The organism is Ruegeria sp. H4 (assembly GCF_056533065.1).
Window position 1 is genome coordinate 85,227 of the sequence record NZ_JBQFOC010000002.1, and the last position, 19,905, is coordinate 105,131.

General features: G+C 56.2%; 23 protein-coding genes and 1 other RNA gene. 14 read left to right on the forward strand and 10 right to left on the reverse strand.

The genetic code is table 11. The features are described 5' to 3' along the window. Nucleotides 1-54: 54 nt before the first annotated feature. From ACR0KG_RS11810 to fumC, 3 genes are read right to left on the reverse strand one after another with little or no spacing between them, the layout of a single operon-like run. Nucleotides 55-276 (reverse strand): ribbon-helix-helix domain-containing protein, encoded by a 222-nt coding sequence (locus tag ACR0KG_RS11810; RefSeq protein ID WP_480549323.1) that lies wholly within the window; start codon nucleotides 274-276, stop codon nucleotides 55-57. Next, complete coding sequence (locus ACR0KG_RS11815) at nucleotides 273-449, reverse strand: DUF4169 family protein (protein ID WP_480549321.1); 177 nt, start codon at nucleotides 447-449, stop codon at nucleotides 273-275. The genes ACR0KG_RS11810 and ACR0KG_RS11815 overlap by 4 nt, the downstream gene beginning before the upstream one ends. Then, nucleotides 449-1,843, reverse strand: a complete 1,395-nt coding sequence (gene fumC / locus ACR0KG_RS11820) for a class II fumarate hydratase (protein WP_480827394.1) — start codon at nucleotides 1,841-1,843, stop codon at nucleotides 449-451. The genes ACR0KG_RS11815 and fumC overlap by 1 nt, the downstream gene beginning before the upstream one ends. 205 nt (nucleotides 1,844-2,048) lie before the next feature. Between fumC and ACR0KG_RS11825 the strand changes: the two genes are divergently transcribed. Beyond that, nucleotides 2,049-2,612 (forward strand): hypothetical protein, encoded by a 564-nt coding sequence (locus ACR0KG_RS11825; RefSeq protein ID WP_480549317.1) that lies wholly within the window; start codon nucleotides 2,049-2,051, stop codon nucleotides 2,610-2,612. A 28-nt stretch (nucleotides 2,613-2,640) separates the two neighbouring features. Here the strand turns inward: ACR0KG_RS11825 and ACR0KG_RS11830 are convergent, their stop codons facing one another. The 7 genes from ACR0KG_RS11830 to ACR0KG_RS11860 form a co-directional block, all read right to left on the reverse strand. After that, nucleotides 2,641-3,099 (reverse strand): SspB family protein, encoded by a 459-nt coding sequence (locus ACR0KG_RS11830; protein ID WP_480549315.1) that lies wholly within the window; start codon nucleotides 3,097-3,099, stop codon nucleotides 2,641-2,643. 76 nt (nucleotides 3,100-3,175) lie between these two features. Then, on the reverse strand, nucleotides 3,176-4,429 hold the full coding sequence (gene chrA / locus ACR0KG_RS11835) for a chromate efflux transporter (protein ID WP_480827395.1): 1,254 nt from the start codon (nucleotides 4,427-4,429) through the stop codon (nucleotides 3,176-3,178). Next, nucleotides 4,426-5,241: a chromate resistance protein ChrB domain-containing protein gene (locus tag ACR0KG_RS11840; RefSeq protein ID WP_480827396.1), complete on the reverse strand. Its 816-nt coding sequence runs from the start codon at nucleotides 5,239-5,241 to the stop codon at nucleotides 4,426-4,428. The genes chrA and ACR0KG_RS11840 overlap by 4 nt, the downstream gene beginning before the upstream one ends. A 130-nt stretch (nucleotides 5,242-5,371) precedes the next feature. Beyond that, nucleotides 5,372-5,803 (reverse strand): ester cyclase, encoded by a 432-nt coding sequence (locus ACR0KG_RS11845; RefSeq protein WP_480541584.1) that lies wholly within the window; start codon nucleotides 5,801-5,803, stop codon nucleotides 5,372-5,374. A 102-nt stretch (nucleotides 5,804-5,905) separates the two neighbouring features. Beyond that, nucleotides 5,906-6,253: a transfer-messenger RNA gene (gene ssrA, locus ACR0KG_RS11850) on the reverse strand. 36 nt (nucleotides 6,254-6,289) lie between these two features. Continuing rightward, the gene (locus tag ACR0KG_RS11855) at nucleotides 6,290-6,652 is read right to left on the reverse strand and encodes a DUF4345 family protein (protein ID WP_480827397.1); all 363 of its coding nucleotides are present in this window, start codon (nucleotides 6,650-6,652) and stop codon (nucleotides 6,290-6,292) included. A 69-nt stretch (nucleotides 6,653-6,721) separates the two neighbouring features. Further along, nucleotides 6,722-7,453: a FadR/GntR family transcriptional regulator gene (locus ACR0KG_RS11860; RefSeq protein ID WP_480827398.1), complete on the reverse strand. Its 732-nt coding sequence runs from the start codon at nucleotides 7,451-7,453 to the stop codon at nucleotides 6,722-6,724. Between the two features lie 86 nt (nucleotides 7,454-7,539). Here ACR0KG_RS11860 and ACR0KG_RS11865 point away from each other — a divergent pair, with 86 nt between their 5' ends. The 13 genes from ACR0KG_RS11865 (at nucleotide 7,540) to ACR0KG_RS11925 (ending at nucleotide 19,865) form a co-directional block, all read left to right on the forward strand. Continuing rightward, nucleotides 7,540-8,331 (forward strand): DUF2182 domain-containing protein, encoded by a 792-nt coding sequence (locus tag ACR0KG_RS11865; RefSeq protein WP_480827399.1) that lies wholly within the window; start codon nucleotides 7,540-7,542, stop codon nucleotides 8,329-8,331. Between the two features lie 4 nt (nucleotides 8,332-8,335). Beyond that, nucleotides 8,336-9,040 carry a DUF1326 domain-containing protein gene (locus ACR0KG_RS11870; protein WP_480827400.1) on the forward strand — a complete coding sequence of 235 codons (705 nt, stop codon included), beginning with the start codon at nucleotides 8,336-8,338 and terminating at the stop codon, nucleotides 9,038-9,040. Continuing rightward, on the forward strand, nucleotides 9,040-9,567 hold the full coding sequence (locus tag ACR0KG_RS11875) for a DinB family protein (RefSeq protein ID WP_480549302.1): 528 nt from the start codon (nucleotides 9,040-9,042) through the stop codon (nucleotides 9,565-9,567). The genes ACR0KG_RS11870 and ACR0KG_RS11875 overlap by 1 nt, the downstream gene beginning before the upstream one ends. Continuing rightward, the gene (locus tag ACR0KG_RS11880) at nucleotides 9,568-10,671 is read left to right on the forward strand and encodes a dimethylsulfoniopropionate demethylase (RefSeq protein ID WP_480541572.1); all 1,104 of its coding nucleotides are present in this window, start codon (nucleotides 9,568-9,570) and stop codon (nucleotides 10,669-10,671) included. It begins immediately after the preceding gene. 105 nt (nucleotides 10,672-10,776) lie between these two features. Further along, nucleotides 10,777-11,772: an acryloyl-CoA reductase gene (gene acuI / locus ACR0KG_RS11885; RefSeq protein WP_480827401.1), complete on the forward strand. Its 996-nt coding sequence runs from the start codon at nucleotides 10,777-10,779 to the stop codon at nucleotides 11,770-11,772. Nucleotides 11,773-11,950: 178 nt separating this feature from the next. Further along, nucleotides 11,951-12,514, forward strand: a complete 564-nt coding sequence (frr, locus tag ACR0KG_RS11890) for a ribosome recycling factor (RefSeq protein ID WP_170536861.1) — start codon at nucleotides 11,951-11,953, stop codon at nucleotides 12,512-12,514. Between the two features lie 9 nt (nucleotides 12,515-12,523). Next, on the forward strand, nucleotides 12,524-13,255 hold the full coding sequence (locus ACR0KG_RS11895; protein WP_480549296.1) for an isoprenyl transferase: 732 nt from the start codon (nucleotides 12,524-12,526) through the stop codon (nucleotides 13,253-13,255). Then, on the forward strand, nucleotides 13,252-14,049 hold the full coding sequence (locus ACR0KG_RS11900) for a phosphatidate cytidylyltransferase (RefSeq protein ID WP_480549294.1): 798 nt from the start codon (nucleotides 13,252-13,254) through the stop codon (nucleotides 14,047-14,049). Before ACR0KG_RS11895 ends, ACR0KG_RS11900 begins: the two co-directional genes overlap by 4 nt. Beyond that, nucleotides 14,049-15,221, forward strand: coding sequence for a 1-deoxy-D-xylulose-5-phosphate reductoisomerase (gene dxr, locus ACR0KG_RS11905; RefSeq protein ID WP_480549292.1), 1,173 nt, complete (start codon nucleotides 14,049-14,051; stop codon nucleotides 15,219-15,221). The genes ACR0KG_RS11900 and dxr overlap by 1 nt, the downstream gene beginning before the upstream one ends. A 4-nt stretch (nucleotides 15,222-15,225) precedes the next feature. Next, a complete protein-coding gene (gene rseP / locus ACR0KG_RS11910; protein WP_480541566.1) occupies nucleotides 15,226-16,578 on the forward strand; it encodes an RIP metalloprotease RseP in 1,353 nt (450 codons plus the stop codon). A 79-nt stretch (nucleotides 16,579-16,657) separates the two neighbouring features. Further along, complete coding sequence (locus ACR0KG_RS11915) at nucleotides 16,658-16,786, forward strand: hypothetical protein (protein ID WP_480541564.1); 129 nt, start codon at nucleotides 16,658-16,660, stop codon at nucleotides 16,784-16,786. 127 nt (nucleotides 16,787-16,913) lie between these two features. Then, the gene (gene bamA / locus ACR0KG_RS11920; protein ID WP_480549290.1) at nucleotides 16,914-19,274 is read left to right on the forward strand and encodes an outer membrane protein assembly factor BamA; all 2,361 of its coding nucleotides are present in this window, start codon (nucleotides 16,914-16,916) and stop codon (nucleotides 19,272-19,274) included. A gap of 108 nt (nucleotides 19,275-19,382) precedes the next feature. Next, nucleotides 19,383-19,865, forward strand: coding sequence for an OmpH/Skp family outer membrane protein (locus tag ACR0KG_RS11925; protein ID WP_480541560.1), 483 nt, complete (start codon nucleotides 19,383-19,385; stop codon nucleotides 19,863-19,865). Nucleotides 19,866-19,905 lie beyond the last annotated feature (40 nt).

Sequence of the window (19,905 nt, forward strand, 5' to 3'; positions counted from 1 at the left end):
TACCCTTTTTGTTCTCATTTGACGCTACACCTATCATGGCGCGGCTGACAAGGGTCAAAGCTTGTTGCGATACCAGTTTAGAATGAAAACACGGATGGCCGAGGCAAGGCCCGTTTCCGGGTCACGCTCGACATCAATCTCGGCGGCTAAAGAGTTGATGGGTTGATCTTTTTCAAGCGCGATATCGCGAAAAGCCCGCCAGAATTCATCCTCTAAAGACACCGATGTGCGATGTCCTTTGAGGGTCAGAGAGCGTTTGACAGGCCGACCGCTCATTCATCCAGCTCGTGATTGTCGAGATCGCGTTTCTGCTTGTCCTGCTGCAGTTTTACGACCACTTTTTCAACTTTGGTGCGCCCAAAGGCGACAGCGTTCTGATCTGCGCGGGCCTTTTCCTTGGCCCGCGCTTTTTCCTTTCGGTACCGGTTCAGATTAACCGGCTTGCCCATCAATCTTTCGGGCCGATCATCTGTTCTGGCCGAACAACGGCGTCAAAGGTCGCCTCATCCACAAAGCCCAGCGCGATGGCTTCTTCCTTAAGGGTGGTGCCGTTCTTATGCGCAGTTTTGGCGACCGTGGTGGCGTTGTCATAGCCGATGGTCGGGGCCAATGCTGTCACCAGCATCAGCGATTCCTTCATCAGCTTGTCGATGCGCGGCTCGTTGGCCTTGATGCCCAGCAGCATACGCTCAGTAAAGCTGTCGGCGGCATCACCCAGCAGTTGGATCGACTGCAGCAGGTTATAGGACATCATCGGGTTGTAGACGTTCAGCTCGAAATGCCCCTGAGATCCGGCAAAGGTCATCGCGGCATTGTTGCCCATCACGTGGGCCGCGACCTGTGTCAGTGCCTCGGCCTGCGTTGGGTTCACCTTACCGGGCATGATCGACGAGCCGGGCTCATTCTCGGGCAGGATCAACTCACCCAGACCGGACCGGGGGCCAGAGCCGAGGAAGCGGATGTCATTGGCGATCTTGTAGCAGCTGCCCGCAATCGTCGCCAAAGCGCCAGACAGGAAGACCATGGCGTCATGGGCGGCCAGCGCCTCGAACTTGTTGGGCGCTGTCACAAAGGGCAGGCTGGTGATCTCGGCCATGTGGCCGGCAACGGCTTCGCCCCAGCCGTTTTGCGTGTTCAGGCCGGTGCCAACCGCCGTACCACCTTGCGCCAGCTCGTAGATCCCCGGCATCGCGGCATGTACGCGGGCGATCCCTTGGCGGATTTGGTGTGCGTAACCGCCGAATTCCTGACCCAGCGTCAAAGGCGTCGCGTCTTGCGTATGCGTCCGTCCGATCTTGATGATGTCTTTGAATTCCGAGGCCTTTTGTTCAAGGCCCGAAGCCAGCTTCTCAAGGCCCGGCAGCAGCACATCGCGTACGCTCATGGCAGCGGCGATATGCATGGCGGTCGGGAAGGTGTCGTTCGACGACTGGCCCATGTTGCAGTGATCATTCGGGTGCACTGGGTCTTTCGAGCCGATAACGCCGCCCAAAATCTCGATCGCGCGGTTGGCGATGACCTCGTTCGAGTTCATGTTCGACTGTGTTCCAGACCCGGTCTGCCAGACGACCAGAGGGAAGTTGTCGTCAAACTTGCCTTCAATCACCTCACCTGCGGCCTGAATGATCGCATCGGCGATCCTGGCATCCAGTTTGCCGGTTGCCCTGTTTTCAATCGCGCATGCTTTCTTGATCACGCCCAGCGCACGCACGATGGCGACGGGCTGTTTCTCCCACCCGATGGGGAAGTTCATGATCGAGCGCTGTGTCTGCGCGCCCCAATATTTATCGGCAGGAACCTCTAGCGGGCCAAAGCTGTCGGTTTCGGTGCGGGTCTGAGACATCGGGTACTCCGTCTGGTATGCAGTCGTATGCCGTTTAGCTGCCTTAAGCGTATCGCGCAATCGGCCAGTTGCGCGCACCTTAGCCCTAAGGCTGCCAAAGGTATAGCGCCGGGCTGCGTCATTTTGTTCTTGCAACAAGGGATTGTGGCATTGTGCAGCGATCATGCTTAGCTAGAATAAACAGGCTTCTGTTGAGGAGGACGAGATGCCCGGTACCCTAAGGTTTGTGCCCTTGAAATCCATGGCGGCGGTTTTGGTTGCAACGCTGTGGCTTGGGCTGCTGAACATTGCTGCCCACGCCGCCAATATCGAGCCCTTTGTCGGGGATTATATCGGATCGGCGAATGTGGTGGATGCGGATGGTACATCAACCCCCCGGGATATGAGCGTTTCCATCCACGACACTAAAAACGGGTTCAATGTCAGCTGGAAAACCACCACCTACAAGGCCGATGGGCGGGTGAAAGAGCAGAAATTCTCGATTGATTTCCAAACCTCCGAGCGGCCCGATGTGTTCTCGGCTGCGATGAAACGCAATGTATTTGGGCATGAGGTGCCACTGGACCCGATGCAGGGTGAACCCTTTGTCTGGGGCCGGATCGAAGGTGATACTCTGACCGTGTTTTCGCTGTTTATCAACGAATCCGGCGGGTACGAATTGCAGCAATATGACCGGACATTGGCTGATGGCGGGCTGAACCTGTCATTCTCACGCTTTATCGATGGGAAAAAATCGCGCTCAGTCGAAACTTTCCTGAAAAAGCAATAAACCCCGCGTTGCGGCGGGGTTTAGAAGACTATTTGCGGAAGCTGTCCAGCGAGACCACATCAGCGTCGTGATGTTCTTCGGGGTCTTCAACCTCGATCGTCTCTTCGACAAGTTCGTCCTCGTCCAATTCATCCTCGGGGCTTTCAAAGCGAAGGCCAAATTCAACTGAAGGATCAACGAATGTCTTGATCGCCGCGTAGGGGATATACAGCGGTTCGGGCGCGTCACCGAAATTTAGCGTGATGGCAAAACCGGTATCCCCGACCTCAAGGTTTTCGAACCAGTGCTGCATCACGATTGTCATCTCTTCGGGATAGCGCTCATGCAGCCATTCCGCGATTTGCACACCCGGTTCGCGGGTGTCAAAGGTAATGAAAAAGTGGTGGGCACCGGGCAGCCCGGTTTCGGACACATCGGTCAGAACAGTTTTGATAAGGCCGCGCATGGCGGTGTGCATCAGGTTTCCATAGTCAATGTCTTGCGACATGGGTCATCCTCGAAAGTGGTCGTCTCCAGCATAGGCGTTTTAACCGGAAACGAAAGAGCGGGAATCGATGGATTGATCAGAACAGATGCAGGCATATCCCTGCACCCATCATCAGCGTCAACACCGTGGCCATCCCCAGTTTTACCCTAAGAATCAACACCCCAGCTACAAATGTGAGCAACAGCGCGGTGAAGTCCAGTGATCCGAATCCCGGAACAGGAAGCGAAAGCGGGCCCCATTGAAACTGGGATATGTCATGGAACAAGACATTCAGGGCAAACCACAGTGACAGGTTCAGAATCACACCTACGACCGAGGCTGTGATTCCATGCAGCGCTGCGGCCAGCCGTGGTCTTGAAGCCAGCCGGTCCAGATAGGGGGCGGCTAGGAAAATCCAAAGAAAACAGGGCACAAACGTTGCCCATAGCGCCACCGCACCTGCGGCGAGCGCCAACGAAAGCCCACCGCTAATTTGCCCCGTCAGCATCGCCACGAACTGAGTAACCAGGATCAGGGGTCCAGGGGTGGTTTCTGCAAGGCCCAGCGCATCGATCATTTGGCCCGTGCTGATCCAGTTGTACTGGTCCACGACGGTCTGAGTCATATAGGCCAGTACAGCATAGGCCCCGCCAAAGGTCACAACGGCCAGACGAGCAAAGAACCAACCTAGATCGCTCAGCAATTGCTGCCCGGACAGCGACAGCGCAATCAGCGGCCCAAGCCACAGCGTCAGCCAGATCGCGGCAGTGCGAAAGGGATTGGCAAGAGTAGGGGCAGGAGGTGCTTGTTCTTGCGATGCAGAACCTCTGAATGAGGCATAGCCCCAACAGGCCGCTGCCAGAATAATTAGTGGAAACGGGATGTTGAACAGAAATATCCCCAGAAAACCCAAGGCTGCGAGAACGCGGTGCCGGGTGTCATTCAAAGCCTTGCGCGACAGGTTTCGCAGGGCTTGCAGAACGATAACGATCACGGTGGCCTTGATCCCAAGAAACCCTGCCTGAACCAGTGGCAGATCGCCAAAGGCCGCATAAAGCGCGACAAGAACCGCGATCACAAGGGCTCCTGGCAGTACAAACAGCGTTCCAGCGATCAATCCACCCATGACCCCGCGCAACCGCCAACCGGCATAGGTGGCAAGCTGCATGGCTTCGGGGCCCGGAAGCAACATGCATAGCGATAAGGCGCGCAGATAGGTTTGTTCATCCAGCCAGGGGCGGCGTTCGACCAGTTCCTGATGCATCAGCGAGATCTGAACGGCTGGGCCACCAAAGGACAGCAGCCCGATCCTGCCGAATACGCGTATCATATCGCGGAGTGTTGGCGTCATGACTTCCGGTCCGTTGGCCAGTCGTGGGTTTCATCAAACCCGTCACGGGCCCAACGGTACAGCGCATCATAGAGATGCAGTCCCGCCTCAAGGTTTTGGTGATCGTCGCGGTATTGCCGGGACAAACCAACCGAAACCGCCAGTAAGCCAGCAGCCTCAGGGGCGAGGTCGTGGCGATTAGTATCAGCCGCCCGAACCACAGTCGAAAGCCGGTCGAGAGCATCCGATCGCAGGTATAGCTTGTCGAGTATGGTGTCGAACGTGCAGCGGTCGCCTTGATGGCTCCATTCTGTGTTTTCAACATCAAATGGCGTCGCGTTGAACTTTTCCGCGACGCTTTCAACTTCGGAGGGCGCGACGAATAAGAACTTAGCTTTCGGGTCAACAAAACGCCAGATCAGCCAGGGGCAGGCGATACGATCTATCTTTGGTCGGTGCCGCGTCACCCAGACAGTATGTCGATCTATTGAGCGCGGCAAAGATGCCGCTGGAATACGCAGATTTCCCGGCAAGTCCCGCCAGGCGTACATGCCACCTTCAAGATACTCAGCCTTGCAACCTTCGCTACGCAGCCACGAGACGATACCTTGGCTGATTTTCTTACCCTTTTGGCAGATAATCACGCAGTGATGGTTCCCAACACGTTTTATCAGACCGTCAATATCGGAAGCCGGATGTCGGCACGATCCGGGGATCAGAAACGGGTCGGCCTCAAAATCTTCGTCCACGCAGATATCGATAAGCATCGGGGCCTGAGGTGTTCCGATCAGACGCAACAGTTGCTTTGGGGTAATTGAGTTCGGCGATGCCATGGCATGTTTCCTTGCAATCTCGGATACATGCGAAACTTGGGCTGGCGCCTCACGGGGCGTTCGCAATCTTACCCCATGGCCCTTGCTAACGTGCAAGCAACCAAAGGGTCAAGATTGTACCGCCTTCGGATCAGGCCCAATCCAACCGCTGGCCGGTCATGCAGACAGGTAAAGTATCCTGTGGGAACTGACCAAGCTGTTCGAAAAGCGAAACAAAATCGAACTGGTTGTAAGCTTCGACCATCTTGTCGTCCTTGAAGCGCGCCATGACCTGACCTGTCACCTCCAGCGGTGCACCATTATCGGCGCGGAAGGTTTTAACGTGCAAGATCGCCGAAACCCAGTTGCCGTTTTCGATGATCTTGGGCATCTCAACCGAGATTTCCCCAAGAATGTGGCGAAAGGCCATAACGAGGTCGCGAAAGTCATCCGCACCGACCTGCATTTCAGGGATCAATCCTTCTGCCATTGTATCCGGTGCGAAGTACTGATCGATCGCGTCGGTATTTCCCTGTTCCCAAACCTCAGCATACCATGCTTTTAGGATATCAGTGTGAGTCATCCCGGCTCTCCTATCTGTTTGGGACGACCATGAGCAAAAGGGATGAAGAAACTCTAAATCTTTGCAGAAAAAGAATTAAACTCAGACATAAGGCGTATTGGAAATGCAGGTTTCTGTTGCCAGGTACCTGCGAACCCCGCCTTACGCGGCTAGGCGCAAGGGCTTAAGTTTCGGTCTTGCTACTGCTTACGCAGCAACTGCAACCGGAGCACGATTGTCGTTTGCAATTGTACTAGTTTCGCCGATAACGGTGGCAGACAGCCGAGACAAAGCTAACCCCTTTAGACGTTCGTCGATCCTATTTCGGCCCCAGAATCCTCAAACGAAGGATGGTTGGTGGAGCCGCCGGGTACCGCCCCCGGGTCCGATCCGCTTATTACGAGCGCGTTTATGTCCATAGTCCCGAAGGACATACCCTATATAGGTGAGGTTTCATCGGGTTGCAAATCCCGAATAAATGAACACTGATCATTATTTAACAGTATGTTACGTAGCTTTATTGAAGTTCGCTGCGATCAGCCAGATCGCCAACACAAGCTCGATTCCACCAAACGTCGCGGCTTTAACAAACGGTGGGTTGTCCAGCACAAGAGACACGAACCGACCCAATGCAGCCCCGGCATAGACCACGCCCAGCATGGTATAGGCCATCGGCGCATTCAGCCAGATCACCGCGATCCCGGTAACAACAAACAACCCGCCGACCGAGGCGCGTATCTCGCTTAACCCCATGGTGCTGTTCGTGGGTGCAAGATCCAACGCGTTGGCCGTGTAGGCCGGGGCCAGAAACCCAAAGAGTCCAAAGCCGATTGTAAGCAACGCGGCAATTACGTTCAGAGTGGTGATCATATCGGCCTCAGATATTATTCGGTCCGCTACAGATAATCTGTTGGTTTGCAAAGGAAAGGTATTGTTTGTTCAGGCTGGCTTGCGCTTGCGTTCGGCCACATCCTGAGCCAGTTGCCGTGTATAGGTTTCCAACTCAACCAATGCGAAATCGACAGTTTTGGCGTCGCTGGCTTCTAGCGCATCTGCGATTTTTGTGTGGTAGGCGATGATCGCTTCGCGGGATCGGGCCGTAAAAGTGATCATGTTCATCAGGGGCTGCATGGCCTCAACCGCACCGGCCAGTTGATAAGACAGAACCGGATTGTCGGCCCCATCTACAAGCGCCCGGTGAAAGGCCACATCTGATGCGCAGAACGCTTCGTCTGTCAGACCGGGCTGGGCTTGTCGAAAAATCTCGGCCCGCATCGTGGCCAGTTGATCCGCTGTTCGACGTTTGGCCGACAAAGGCGCACAGGCGCGTTCCAGCGCGTATCGCGCCTCGCACGCCGTATCGAACCGCACCGCATTCATCGACAATAGCAAAGTCGAGGTGGTGATCTGCTGAGAATAAGCATCCTCAAAGCTGAGCCGATTGACAAAGGCTCCGCCCGTCGCCCCGCGTTGGGTGCGGATCAGCGATTGTGCTGCCAATCGTTTCAATGCCTCACGCACTGTGGGGCGCGACACCTGAAACTGCTCGGCAAGTTCCGCCTCAGACGGCAGGCGTTCATCGACGATCAATTGGCCTGAGATTATAGCGTCCCGTATGGCCTGCGCGATTTGGGCAGATAGATCAGCCGGTTTCTGAGGATCGATTTTCATAATTACTTGCCCGAAAGTCAGATTTTATTTGTCTGACATTTAAAAGTCTGACATTTGAAAAGCAAGGACTGAGTCGGGAGGGGCGCATGAGTCGCGCGGTTCTACGCACTGGAATGTGGCTGGGCTTTTACGCAGCCATCCTGTGGGCGTGGTGGATGATGCTCTCGATGAGCCGCAGCATGGATCTTGATTGGATCGGTCGGCCCGGCCCGATGGGACAAGCCATGGCGGCGATGGACCCGCGGATGGACATGTATATGCCCATGGCCGAGTTCGGGCCGTTGTTTTGGATGTGGGCCATCATGATGGCAGCGATGATGCTGCCGACCCTGGTGCCAACCCTGCGCAGCTACGATGATCTGATATACAGCGCCAATGGAACGCGCGCCGGATGGCTGGGCGTGCTGGCTGGATATGCGGTCGTCTGGGTCGGATTTGCGGCTTTGATCACCGGGGTTCAACTTGTTTTGCTGTTCGGCGGGGTGGTCGATATGCTGGGGATTGCCAAATCCGGCTGGGTCGCCGGTGGGCTAATGATTGTTGTTGGCACATTCCAGTTCTCGCGCGTGAAAGAGGTGTGCCATGGGGTGTGCCACGCACCCATGACTTACTTTCTGGGACATTGGAAAACAGGCTTCACCGGCGGAGTGCGCATGGGCTTGGACCTAGGCACGTTCTGTGTCGGATGTTGCTGGGGTTTCATGGCGCTCGGCTTTGTGGGCGGCGTCATGAGCTTGCTTTGGATGGGTCTGGCGACTGTGTTCATGGTGTTGGAGAAATTGCCCCAGATCGGGCACCGCGTGACGCGGCCCATGGGGTTTCTATTGATTGCAGGTGGTGTGCTGTTACTGGCGTTCCCCCTGAGCTACGGAGGATAAGCGAATGGCTAAGAACAGAAAGATTGATGCCGATAGGCTGCCAATCAGCCAGCGGATCGACAGTCGGATGCCCAATCCCAAGCGGCGCGAGATGAGCCCGACGGAGTGGGGCATCAAAGGCGAGCTGATCCTGAACTGTTCCTGCGATGTGTTTTGTCCTTGTGTTGTCTCACTGGGCGCACATCCCCCGACCGAGGGCCATTGCCATGCGTGGATGGGCGTGATCATCGACGAGGGGCATTACGAGGGCGAAGACCTCAGCGGTCTGAACGTGGGTCTTCTGGTCGATATTCCCGGTCGCATGGGCGAGGGGCAATGGAAGGTTGCCGCCTATGTTGACGAACGCGCCAGCGGCAAGGCCTATAACGGGTTGCTGCAGATCTTCAGCGGTCAAGCAGGTGGCACCACGGGTCTGTTTACCATGCTGGTGAGCGAGATTATCGGTGCTGAGCGAGCTCCGGTCCAGATCGAACGCGATGGGACCAAGCGCCGGATTGTGATCGGCCGTAAAATTCAGGGTGAGATTGAAATGCTGGCCGGGAAAGACCCCGAACATCCGGTGATGGTCTCGAATTCGAAATACTGGATGGGGCCGGACATCATCGTTGCACGCGGAGTCAAATCCAAGGTTCGGGACTATGGTCGCGTGTGGGATTTCGGTGGCAAATCCGCCGAGATTTGCCCGATCGACTGGCACGGACCAAAGTGATGATTACCGGAGCCTATGCCCGTGAAATGGCGCGGTATAATCATTGGCAAAACAACCAGTTGTCAGAGTTCCTTGAGGCGCTGACCGAAGAAGAGTTGACCCGCGAACGCGGTGCGTTTTTCGGCTCGATCTTGGGCACCGCGAACCATCTTCTCTGGGGCGACTGGATCTGGATGTCACGTTTCGACAAGGGCGACGGGCCAGAGGCCAATATTCACCGTCCCGGCGGTGGCATACATGAAAGCGTGTATCTGTGCCCTGATCTGGAAAGCTGGCTGAGCCTGCGAAACACTATGGACACCCGTATCTCAGACTGGGCAGAGACGCTGGGCAATGATCCCATATCAGGGCCATTTATCTGGTATTCAGCGTCAAAAGAGGCCGAAGTCACATTGCCTTATGCGCAATGCATCATGCACTTTTTCAACCATCAGACGCATCACCGTGGTCAGTTACACAAAATGCTGACCGAGACCGGCTCTGGCGCGCCGGTCAGCGATCTGTGTTTCATGCCAACGGAGGGCTGAATGCCGCAAATATCATTGTCTCGCCGTCTGCGGCGCACACCCTTCTCGGAAGGTGTCACGGCTGCAGGGGTCAAAGGCTATACGGTTTACAACCGTATGCTGTTGCCGACGGTGTTCGAAAGCGTCGAGGCAGACTACCGTCATCTCAAGTCCCATGTTCAAGTCTGGGATGTCTCGTGTGAGCGACAAGTGGAACTGCGCGGGCCGGATGCTGCGCGATTGATGCAGATGCTGACGCCGCGCGATCTGCGGGGTATGCTGCCGGGGCAGTGCTACTATGTGCCTATCGTGGATGAGACTGGCGGTATGCTGAACGATCCGGTGGCGGTGAAACTGTCTGAAGATCGTTGGTGGATATCCATTGCCGACAGCGATTTGCTGTTGTGGGTCAAAGGCTTGGCCAATGGCTATCGGCTGGACGTGCTGGTGGATGAACCCGACGTATCGCCTTTGGCCATTCAGGGGCCCAAGGCAGACGAGCTGATGGCACGGGTGTTCGGGGACCGGGTGCGTGATATTCGGTTCTTCAAATTCGATATGTTCGAATTCGAGGGGCGCGATTTGGCCGTCGCCCGCTCGGGCTATTCCAAACAGGGCGGGTTCGAGATTTATGTCGAAGGCGGCGATATCGGGATGCCTCTGTGGAACGCGCTGTTCAACGCGGGTGAAGACTTGCAGGTGCGCGCCGGCTGCCCGAACTTGATCGAACGGATCGAAGGCGGGTTGCTGTCATATGGCAATGACATGACGGACGACAATACGCCGCATGAATGCGGGTTGGGTAAGTTCTGTAACACGCACACGGCCATTGGCTGCGTGGGCAGGGATGCTTTGTTGCGCGTTGCCAAGGAAGGCCCGGTGCAGCAAATTCGCCCGATTGCGATTGAGGGTGATGCCGTGCCGCCTTGCGTTGAACCTTGGCCGGTTTATGCAGAGGGAAAACAGGTAGGTCAGGTGACATCTTCCGCCTGGTCGCCTGATTTCACGACCAATGTTTCGATTGGGATGATGCGATTGAGCCATTGGGACACTGGAACCAAGCTTGAAGTGGAAACGCCTGACGGGATGCGGAACGCAACAGTACAGGGTCATTTTTGGATCTGACATGGGGGAATGGGGCTCTGCCCCCGTCGCTGCGCGACTCCCCCGGGATATTTTGGGCCAGGTGAAGTGATGGGCCGGTCGAGAGAAAGCGAAAGGATTATAAACATGTTCAATGCGTTGGTTATGGACAAGAATGACGAAAGCGGGCTGGCGAGCGCGTCGGTTAAACAGCTTTCAACCGAGGATCTGCCGCATGGTGAAGTGACCGTTGCGGTGGAGTACTCGACGGTGAACTACAAGGACGGGCTTTGCCTGTCTCCCAAAGGCGGTGGTCTGGTCCGGAATTACCCTCATGTACCGGGGATCGACTATGCCGGGACGGTCGAGGCCTCGTCGGATGCGCGCTACAAGCCGGGCGACAAGGTCGTTTTGACCGGCTGGCGCGTGGGAGAGGCGCATTGGGGCGGATATTCGCAAAAAGCCAATGCGCGGGCCGATTGGCTGGTTCCCTTGCCAGACGGTTTGGATGCCCGGCAGGCGATGGCGGTGGGGACGGCAGGCTTTACCGCAATGCTTGCGGTTATGGCGCTGGAAGATCATGGGCTGCAACCGGGCCATGGGCCTGTGCTGGTAACCGGGGCCGCCGGGGGTGTTGGGTCGGTTGCGACCGCGATCCTGGGGCATCTGGGCTATGAGGTCGCGGCTGTGACCGGGCGACCTGAGACCGGGGACTATCTGAAATCCTTGGGTGCGACGACGATTGTTCCACGCGACGAGTTGAATGAGACCACCAAACGCCCATTGGAAAGCGAAACCTGGGCCGGGTGTATTGACGCCGTTGGTGGTGACATGCTGGCGCGTGTCTTAGGGCAGATGAAGTATGGATGTTCGGTTGCGGCTGTGGGTCTGGCAGGCGGTGCGGCGCTGCCAACGACGGTGATTCCCTTCCTGCTGCGTGGCGTGAACCTGTTGGGCATCGACAGTGTGATGCAGCCCTACGAAAACCGCGTTCGGGCCTGGCAGCGGATCGCGACCGACTTGCCGATGGAAAAGCTCGAGGCGATGGTGCATCCCGCGACCTTGTCTGATCTGCCAACACTTGGGGCGGATATCCTGAAAGGTCAGGTCAAAGGGCGCGTCGTAGTCGACGTGAACGCCTAATGTAATACAGCAGCGAGGGTGGGTCAGGTTATCTGCCTGCCCTTGCTGATCAAAAGCCGGCAAAAAGGACCGAAACTCTGCTGGTCATTGCCGCAATTCCTGCCCATGATTGCTATACATCCCATATGTGATGGCGTAAGACCCATCCAAACAGACTTGAAGACGGGGAGTGAGCAGCATGTCTGACGACTTCGAACTGGACACCGATGATCTAAAGCGCCGCATGGATGGCGCGATGTCCAACCTCAGAACCGAATTTGCCTCTTTGCGGACCGGTCGGGCCTCGGCTTCGATGCTGGAGCCGGTAATGGTCGACGCTTATGGGGCGATGACACCGATCAATCAGGTTGGCACGGTCAATGTTCCGGAACCGCGGATGGTGACGGTGAATGTCTGGGACAAGGGCCTTGTGGGCAAGGTCGAAAAAGCGATCCGCGAAAGTGGTTTGGGGATCAATCCCCAGCTGAATGGCACGATCATTATGCTGCCGATCCCTGAATTGAACGAAGAACGCCGTCGCGAGCTGGGCAAGGTTGCTGGGCAATATGCCGAAAGCGCGCGGGTTTCGATCCGAAATGTACGCCGCGATGGGATGGACCAGATCAAAAAGGCCAAATCGGATGGCATGTCCGAGGATGACCAGAAGTTCTGGGAAAGCGAAGTGCAGGACCTGACGGATGAGATGATCAAGGCTGTCGATACCGCACTTGAGACGAAACAGTCAGAAATCATGCAGGTCTGAGCCGGTCTTATGCCCAAAGATCCCCAAACCGAGCCAGGGTCTGGCCCGCGCCATGTGGCGATCATCATGGATGGTAACGGTCGCTGGGCGCAGGCACGTGGGCGGCCTCGGTTGTTCGGTCATCACGCGGGTGCGCGTCGGGTGCGCGAGGTGGTTGAAGCCTGTCCGGGGCTGGGCATCAAGTACCTGACCGTCTTTGCCTTTTCGACCGAGAACTGGAAACGTACGCAGGTCGAAGTGGCAGGGCTGATGAGCTTGTTTCGCCGCTATATCATCAAGGAAACCAAGACGCTGGCCGAAAATGGCATTCGCGTGCGGTTTATAGGGGATCGGGTGCGTTTGGATTCAAAGCTGACCGATCTTATGGATTCTCTGGAAGAAGAAACCAAAAACAACGATCTGGTGCATCTGACCGTCGCGCTGAACTACGGCGGCCGGGATGAGGTAGCGCGTGCGACCAAACGACTGGCCCGTGATGTGGCCGAAGGGCGCTTGCATCCCGATGATGTGGACGAAGAAACGCTGCCCAAATACCTGGATACACGGGTTCTGCCGGATCCTGATCTGGTGATCCGCACCAGTGGTGAGGCGCGCATCTCGAACTTCTTGCTGTGGCAATCCGCCTATTCTGAATACGAGTTCATCGACACGTTGTGGCCTGATTTCACCGCCGCCGAGCTGGAGCGCTTGTGCAACAACTTTGGATCACGTGAGCGGCGTTTCGGGGCAGTTATCGCATGAGCGATGGCCGATGGTCTGATCTGACGACGCGGGTTCTGTCTGCCATTGTGCTTGTCGCCATTGGTGCGATTGAAGTCTGGCTGGGCGGTATCTGGTTCGAAACCTTCATCGCGGTGGCCTGTGGGCTGATGGCATGGGAACTCGTTCGGATGATCGAGCCGCAGCGCACAAGCGTCGCGGTGCAATTGGGAATCCTGACCTGCGCGGTGGTGTTTGGCGTCGCAGAGCTTTGGCGTTTTGAATTTTCTCAGGTTTATACTCTGCCAATCGTTGCCGCGCTTGCTTTGGTTTCGGCCGGGCAGGTTAACCATTCCCGCGGGTTGTGCGCGGTTTTTATGCTGTGGATTGCCGGGGCAGGGCTGGGCTTTATTTCGATACGAGAGACGTTGGGTTTTACCGCGATGATCTGGCTGATTGCCTTGGTCGTGGCAACCGATGTCGCGGGGTATTTTGTCGGCAAGGCCGTGGGTGGCCCGAAATTCTGGCCCAAGGTCAGCCCCAAAAAAACATGGTCAGGTACAGCAGGGGGCTGGGCAGCTGCTGCCTTGGTTGGCATCCTGTTCGCCGTCCAGGGCGGGTTTGGCGTGATGTTTGTGGTGATTTCGGTGCTGGCTTCGATGGCCAGCCAGGCTGGCGACATTGCTGAAAGCGCGGTCAAACGCCGGTTTGGGGTCAAGGACAGCTCGAATCTGATCCCCGGTCATGGCGGGTTTCTGGATCGGTTTGATGGAATGATGGGTGCGGCGCTGTTCGTGCTTTTAGCGGGTTTGATCTATTCACCCGGGGCGATGTGATGCGCAAGGTTTCGATTTTCGGTGCGACCGGTTCGATCGGCCAGAACACAATTGATCTGATCGCCCGTGCGCCGGATCACTATGACGTGGTCGCCCTGACCGGGGGCGCCAATATCGCTCAGCTGGCTTCAGATGCCCGTCAGTTGCGTGCAGATATCGCTGTGACGGCTTATGAGGATCGGTTGCCCGACCTGCGTGATGCGCTGGAAGGCTCAGGTGTTGAAGCGGCCGCTGGTGCGCAGGCCCTGACCGAAGCAGCGACGCGGCCTGCAGATTGGGTCATGTCGGCCATCGTGGGCGCGGCCGGGCTGGCACCAGGGATCGAGGCGCTGAAGCAAGGCGCGACGCTGGCGCTGGCCAACAAAGAAACGCTTGTTTGTGCCGGGGCTTTGGTGCTGGACACAGCCAAAACGCATGGCGCGCGCCTGCTTCCGGTGGACAGTGAGCATTCAGCGGTTTTTCAAGCGCTTGTGGGCGAGGACATGAGCGCGGTTGAGCGGATCATCATCACGGCCAGTGGCGGGGCCTTTCGGGACTGGCCCGTCTCAGATCTGGGCAAAGCGACGGTTGAACAGGCCTCAAGCCACCCGAACTGGGATATGGGGCAGCGGATCACCATCGACAGCGCCTCGATGTTCAACAAGGCGCTTGAAGTGATCGAGACCAAAGAATTCTTTGGGTTAGACCCGCAGCGGATCGAAGTTCTGGTGCATCCCGAATCTATCGTGCATGCGCTGGTTGGGTTCCGGGATGGCGCGGTGATGGCCCATATGGGCGCGCCCGATATGCGCCACGCGATTGGCTATGCGCTGCACTGGCCGGACAGGCAAGGCCTGCCGGTCGAACGGCTTGACCTGGCGGCGATTGGCCAGCTGAACTTTCAAAAGCCCGATCTGGCCCGTTACCCCGCGCTTCGGCTGGCGTGGGATGTCATGGAACGCGGAGGATTGTCGGGCGCGGTTTTCAACGCCGCTAAAGAGCGGGCGCTGGATCATTTCATCGCGCGTCGGATCGGATTTCTGGACATGGCAGATTGTGTCGCCATGGTTCTGGACAGATTTGATGCGGAACAATGTCTTATTGATGCCCCTTTGACACTTGATAACGTACAGCAAACGGACCATCTGGCACGGCAATGGGCAGATGACGCCGTGCACAAACGAGCAGGATAGAATATTGGACGTACTTTCCCTGATCCCGCAATTCGGCAATTTGCTTTGGACGATTGTGGCCTTTGTGATCGCTTTGTCCGCCATCGTGGCTGTGCACGAGTACGGGCATTATATCGTTGGTCGCTGGTCCGGCATTCATGCAGACGTGTTTTCCATAGGGTTCGGCCCGGTGTTATGGAGCCGGTTCGACAAGCGTGGCACAAAATGGCAGATCGCGCTGCTGCCGTTTGGGGGCTACGTCAAATTCAAGGGCGATTCCAACGCGGCCTCGGGTAAGGACGAAGAGGCGATGGAAGAAATCGCCGAACAAAGCCCGGAAGAGCTGCGCAGTACCATGCATGGCGCACCGCTCTGGGCCCGTGCTGCAACCGTTGCAGCGGGTCCGGTATTCAACTTTGCCATGTCGATCATCGTCTTCGGGATGATCTTTTGGTCGCAAGGCGTCTCGCGCGAACCTCTGACAGTGGGTGAATTGCAACCTTTGCCGGGAACCGTTCAAGGCCTTCAGGTTGGCGATGAGATCGTCGCGATTGCCGGTATCACCACGCCTGATTTCGATGAGGAAAGCAACTGGAGCGAATTCACCGGATCGCTGCCTGTTGAACCTGTTCTGGACTATACCGTAATCCGCGATGGTGAGACGCTGGATGTCGAAGCGCCTTGGTTGTTCCCGCCGCTGATCCGTCAGGTTGCACCCCGCAGTGCCGCGATGGATATCCAATTGGAACAGGGGGATGTAATCACCGCCGTTAATGGGCAGCCAATCTTTGCCTTCGACCAGCTTAAGGAATTTGTCGAAAGTTCGGATGGACGCGTATTGCTGCTGAACGTCTGGCGCGATGGGGCTGATCTGGAATTTGCTCTGGCCCCGCGACGCACAGATGAACCGCAATCCGAAGGCGGCTTTGTCACCCATTGGCGTATCGGGATCGTAGGCGGCATGATGCTGGAACCTGCGACCCAACCCGCTGGCATCTGGGATTCGCTGACCGGAGGTGTTAGGCAGACCATCCGCATTATCGACGGATCGCTGTCGGGGATGTGGCATATGATTACTGGCGCGATCAGCACCTGCAATATCTCTGGCCCGATTGGTATTGCCGAAACCTCGGGTGCCATGGCCAGTCAGGGTGCGCAGAACTTCATCTTCTTTATCGCGGTTTTGTCGACCGCGGTTGGTTTGCTGAACCTGTTCCCAATTCCGGCTTTGGATGGCGGGCACCTTGTCTTTTATGCCTATGAAGCCGTCGCTGGAAAGCCACCCAGTGACCGAGCGCTGCGAATTTTGATGACGGTGGGAATTACCCTGATTCTTAGCCTGATGCTGTTTTCGGTAACAAACGATTTGTTCTGCTGATTGTGACGTCTCGCGCACAACAAAGCCGCATTCTTGCCTCAATCTGACGTTAGTATTTTCGCCAGATTGAGGGCGATCCATGACACAAGCACTGCGCAAATCATATAAAAGCTTCAGTTTCCTGTTCATGCTGAACTGGGATGTGTTGCTGAGTTTTGCAGTCACCGCTTTGGCCCTTGGTTTAGGTGCTTATCTGGCCGGTTTCTGATTCTGGCCCAGCGTATCGGCGCAAGACAAAGGTAATCAAATGCCAGTTGGGCATTTTGGCCTTTTGACAAGCACATCCAGACCCGTTACTCAGCATTAAAGTCTTAGAATTCTGGGTTGAGATAAAAATGACCGACGGGCGAGGCGCGGGCACATCCTGCGGGGGGCGTAAGTCTTCAAACAAGATTTTGTGGCAAACGCTCACGTTTCTTTTCCTTTTTGTTGCGGCAAGTTTACTGGCACTGCCAAACGTTGCGACCGCGCAAAGTTTCACGATCAATTCGTTTGACGTAGATGGAAACCGGCGTATCGAGACCGGTACGATCATCGCCAGAACCGGGATCGAACCGGGCCAGACGGTGACAAGCGGTCAGCTGAACGACGCCTATCAGCGTTTGCTTGACAGTGGTGTTTTTGAAACAGTCGAATTGACACCACGCGGCACGACCCTGGTGATCGAGGTTCAGGAATACCCAACAATCAACCAGATCAGTATCGAGGGGAATCGGCGTGTCAAAGACGACGTCTTGCTCGAAGTGATTTCATCGCAGCCCCGTCGGGTGTTTACGCCTCAGGCCGCCGAGGCCGACTCCGATCTGATCGCCGAGGTTTACTCGGCGCAGGGGCGTGTGGCGGCGACTGTGATTCCGCGCATCATCCGCCGTAGCGAAAACCGGGTTGATTTGGTGTTCGAAGTCTCTGAAGGCACCACGATTGAGGTCGAGCGTGTCAGCTTTGTCGGCAATCGCGCCTATTCTGATCGCCGCTTGCGCCGCGTGTTGGAGACGAAACAGGCCACCATCCTGCGTACGTTCTTTCGCAGCGATACATTCATCGGCGACCGGATCGAATTCGACAAGCAGGTCATTCGTGATTTCTACCTATCGCGCGGCTATATCGACTTCCGTGTAAACAGTGCCAATGTAGAGTTCACGCGCGAACGCGATGCGTTCTTCCTGGTGATGAATGTAACCGAGGGACAGCAATTCTCATTCGGCAAAATCACAACGGTAAGTGAAATCCCTGGCGTGGACCCGGCAGCCTATCAGGACGCGCTAAAGATCAAGCCCGGCGTGACTTATTCTCCTACGCTGATCGAAAATTCGATCGCTCGGCAGGAACGGTTGGGCGTGAAACAGGGCGTCGATTTTCTTCGGGTCGAGCCGCGTGTCACCCGGAATGATCGCGACCTGACACTGGATATCGAATTCGTACTCAGCAAGGGCCCGCGCGTCTTTGTGGAACGGATTGATATCGAAGGGAACACAACAACGCTGGATCAGGTGATCCGTCGTCAGTTTGACACTGTCGAAGGTGATCCGTTCAATCCGCGAGCGATCCGTCAGGCGTCAGAGCGCATCAACGCTTTGGGTTTCTTTGCCACAGCGAGTGTTGAGCCGCGCGAAGGGTCAAGCCCAAGCCAGGTTATTTTGGACGTGGATGTTGAAGAACAGCCCACGGGTTCGCTTTCGCTGGGCGGTAGCTACTCGGTATCGGACGGTATCGGACTTGCTGTTGCATTGAACGAATCCAATTTCCTTGGCCGTGGTCAGAATCTTGGTTTTTCCATCTCGACCGCGCAGGAATCCGAACAGTACACCATCAATTTTACAGAACCTTACCTGTTAGGTCGTAGATTACGCTTTGATCTTGGGCTTGGCCTCTCGGGGACCAACTCCGGTTTTGCGAGCTACGACACCCAGCGCCTATTCTTTAATCCCCAGTTGACCTACTCGATAGGGGAGCTGTCCGCATTGCGCCTTCGCTATGGCTGGGAACGCAGCGAGATGACGCAGCAGGATGATGAGATCAACGGTGCTGTTATTTCGTCTGAAATCGCACAGGGAAAACGAACCAGCAGTTCGATTGGCGTGTCGTATATCTATGATAGCCGCATCGGTGGTTTGAACCCAAATGCAGGCGTTTTGTTCGAGGTCGGTGTGGATGCGGCGGGTCTGGGTGGCGACAATGAGTTTTTTAAGACGACGGCACGCGGTATCGCGCAGACGCGCATCCTAAGCGAAGAGGTCGTTTTGCGCGCCACACTTGAAATGGGTGCACTACACTGGAGAGGGGACGACTTTAGCCGCACAGTTGACCGTTTCTTGTTGGGGCCCAGCGTCTTCCGTGGGTTTGAACCCGCCGGCCTTGGCCCCCGTGATCTATCCAATGGTCAGGATGACGCCATTGGTGGCAATTATTACTGGGTTGCGCGCTTCGAGTCGGACTTCCCATTGGGCTTGCCCGAAGAATTGGGTCTGCGCGGGGGTGTGTTCTACGATATTGGCAATCTCTACAATATCAGCAACGTCAACACCGCCGGCGCGGATATCGTCGGTGCAAACGGATCGATCCGTCAGGTTATCGGCGTGTCCGTCCTGTGGGAAACACCCTTCGGTCCGCTGCGATTCAACTTCTCGCATGCTTTGAAGAAAGAAGAGTTCGATAAAGAACGCAGCTTTGATCTGACCGTTCAGGCCAGGTTCTGATCTTTCATGGCTGATTACGGTTTCAACCTCCTACAGGGCCCCCTTCGGGCCCTGTGTGTTTTTCTAGCCTGCGCTTGGTCTATCCCCGGTTTTGCACAGCAGTTGGGTGTGACCCAAAGCGAAGTCGTAACGATCTCTAGTGATCGCTTGTTTACGGAATCCCAATTTGGTCAGCGCGTCCTACGCGAGATTGAACAGGAAGGCGCGTTGCTGGGCGAGGAAAATGAACGCATCGTCGCTGAACTGAGCACTGAAGAAAAAACTCTGACTGAGAAGCGTAGCGAACTGACGCCGGAAGAGTTTCGCCCCTTGGCTGAAGCGTTTGATATCAAAGTGCAATCTCACCGCGAAGGTCAGCGGGCCAAACTGGACGCTTTGGCCCGTCTCAGCGAAGACAGTCGGCAACAGTTTTACGAACTGGCGCGCCCGGTTCTGATCGATATTCTGCGGGAAAGCGGCGGCTCGATCATTCTGGAACGCTCAAGTGTGCTGCTCAGCTCGGACGCATCGGACATCACCGATGTTGCGATAGACCGGATCAATGCGGTCATCGGGGATGGAACCGGCTTGCAGGACGGACAAGGCGAATAAACAGGTTTGCTTGCCCTTACGCGCCTGTATTGCTAACCAC

Coding starts and splice junctions, on each gene's coding strand:
- dxr (WP_480549292.1), top strand. CDS start 14,049: ATGCGCAAGGTTTCGATTTTCGGTGCGACCGGTTCGATCGGCCAGAAC.
- ACR0KG_RS11840 (WP_480827396.1), bottom strand. CDS start 5,241: ATGGCATCGCCGAACTCAATTACCCCAAAGCAACTGTTGCGTCTGATC.
- ACR0KG_RS11875 (WP_480549302.1), top strand. CDS start 9,040: ATGATTACCGGAGCCTATGCCCGTGAAATGGCGCGGTATAATCATTGG.
- ACR0KG_RS11865 (WP_480827399.1), top strand. CDS start 7,540: ATGAGTCGCGCGGTTCTACGCACTGGAATGTGGCTGGGCTTTTACGCA.
- ACR0KG_RS11900 (WP_480549294.1), top strand. CDS start 13,252: ATGAGCGATGGCCGATGGTCTGATCTGACGACGCGGGTTCTGTCTGCC.
- ACR0KG_RS11895 (WP_480549296.1), top strand. CDS start 12,524: ATGCCCAAAGATCCCCAAACCGAGCCAGGGTCTGGCCCGCGCCATGTG.
- ACR0KG_RS11860 (WP_480827398.1), bottom strand. CDS start 7,453: ATGAAAATCGATCCTCAGAAACCGGCTGATCTATCTGCCCAAATCGCG.
- fumC (WP_480827394.1), bottom strand. CDS start 1,843: ATGTCTCAGACCCGCACCGAAACCGACAGCTTTGGCCCGCTAGAGGTT.
- ACR0KG_RS11915 (WP_480541564.1), top strand. CDS start 16,658: ATGACACAAGCACTGCGCAAATCATATAAAAGCTTCAGTTTCCTGTTC.
- bamA (WP_480549290.1), top strand. CDS start 16,914: ATGACCGACGGGCGAGGCGCGGGCACATCCTGCGGGGGGCGTAAGTCT.
- frr (WP_170536861.1), top strand. CDS start 11,951: ATGTCTGACGACTTCGAACTGGACACCGATGATCTAAAGCGCCGCATG.
- ACR0KG_RS11880 (WP_480541572.1), top strand. CDS start 9,568: ATGCCGCAAATATCATTGTCTCGCCGTCTGCGGCGCACACCCTTCTCG.
- ACR0KG_RS11825 (WP_480549317.1), top strand. CDS start 2,049: ATGCCCGGTACCCTAAGGTTTGTGCCCTTGAAATCCATGGCGGCGGTT.
- ACR0KG_RS11810 (WP_480549323.1), bottom strand. CDS start 276: ATGAGCGGTCGGCCTGTCAAACGCTCTCTGACCCTCAAAGGACATCGC.
- chrA (WP_480827395.1), bottom strand. CDS start 4,429: ATGACGCCAACACTCCGCGATATGATACGCGTATTCGGCAGGATCGGG.
- acuI (WP_480827401.1), top strand. CDS start 10,777: ATGTTCAATGCGTTGGTTATGGACAAGAATGACGAAAGCGGGCTGGCG.
- ACR0KG_RS11845 (WP_480541584.1), bottom strand. CDS start 5,803: ATGACTCACACTGATATCCTAAAAGCATGGTATGCTGAGGTTTGGGAA.
- ACR0KG_RS11830 (WP_480549315.1), bottom strand. CDS start 3,099: ATGTCGCAAGACATTGACTATGGAAACCTGATGCACACCGCCATGCGC.
- ACR0KG_RS11855 (WP_480827397.1), bottom strand. CDS start 6,652: ATGATCACCACTCTGAACGTAATTGCCGCGTTGCTTACAATCGGCTTT.
- ACR0KG_RS11870 (WP_480827400.1), top strand. CDS start 8,336: ATGGCTAAGAACAGAAAGATTGATGCCGATAGGCTGCCAATCAGCCAG.
- ACR0KG_RS11815 (WP_480549321.1), bottom strand. CDS start 449: ATGGGCAAGCCGGTTAATCTGAACCGGTACCGAAAGGAAAAAGCGCGG.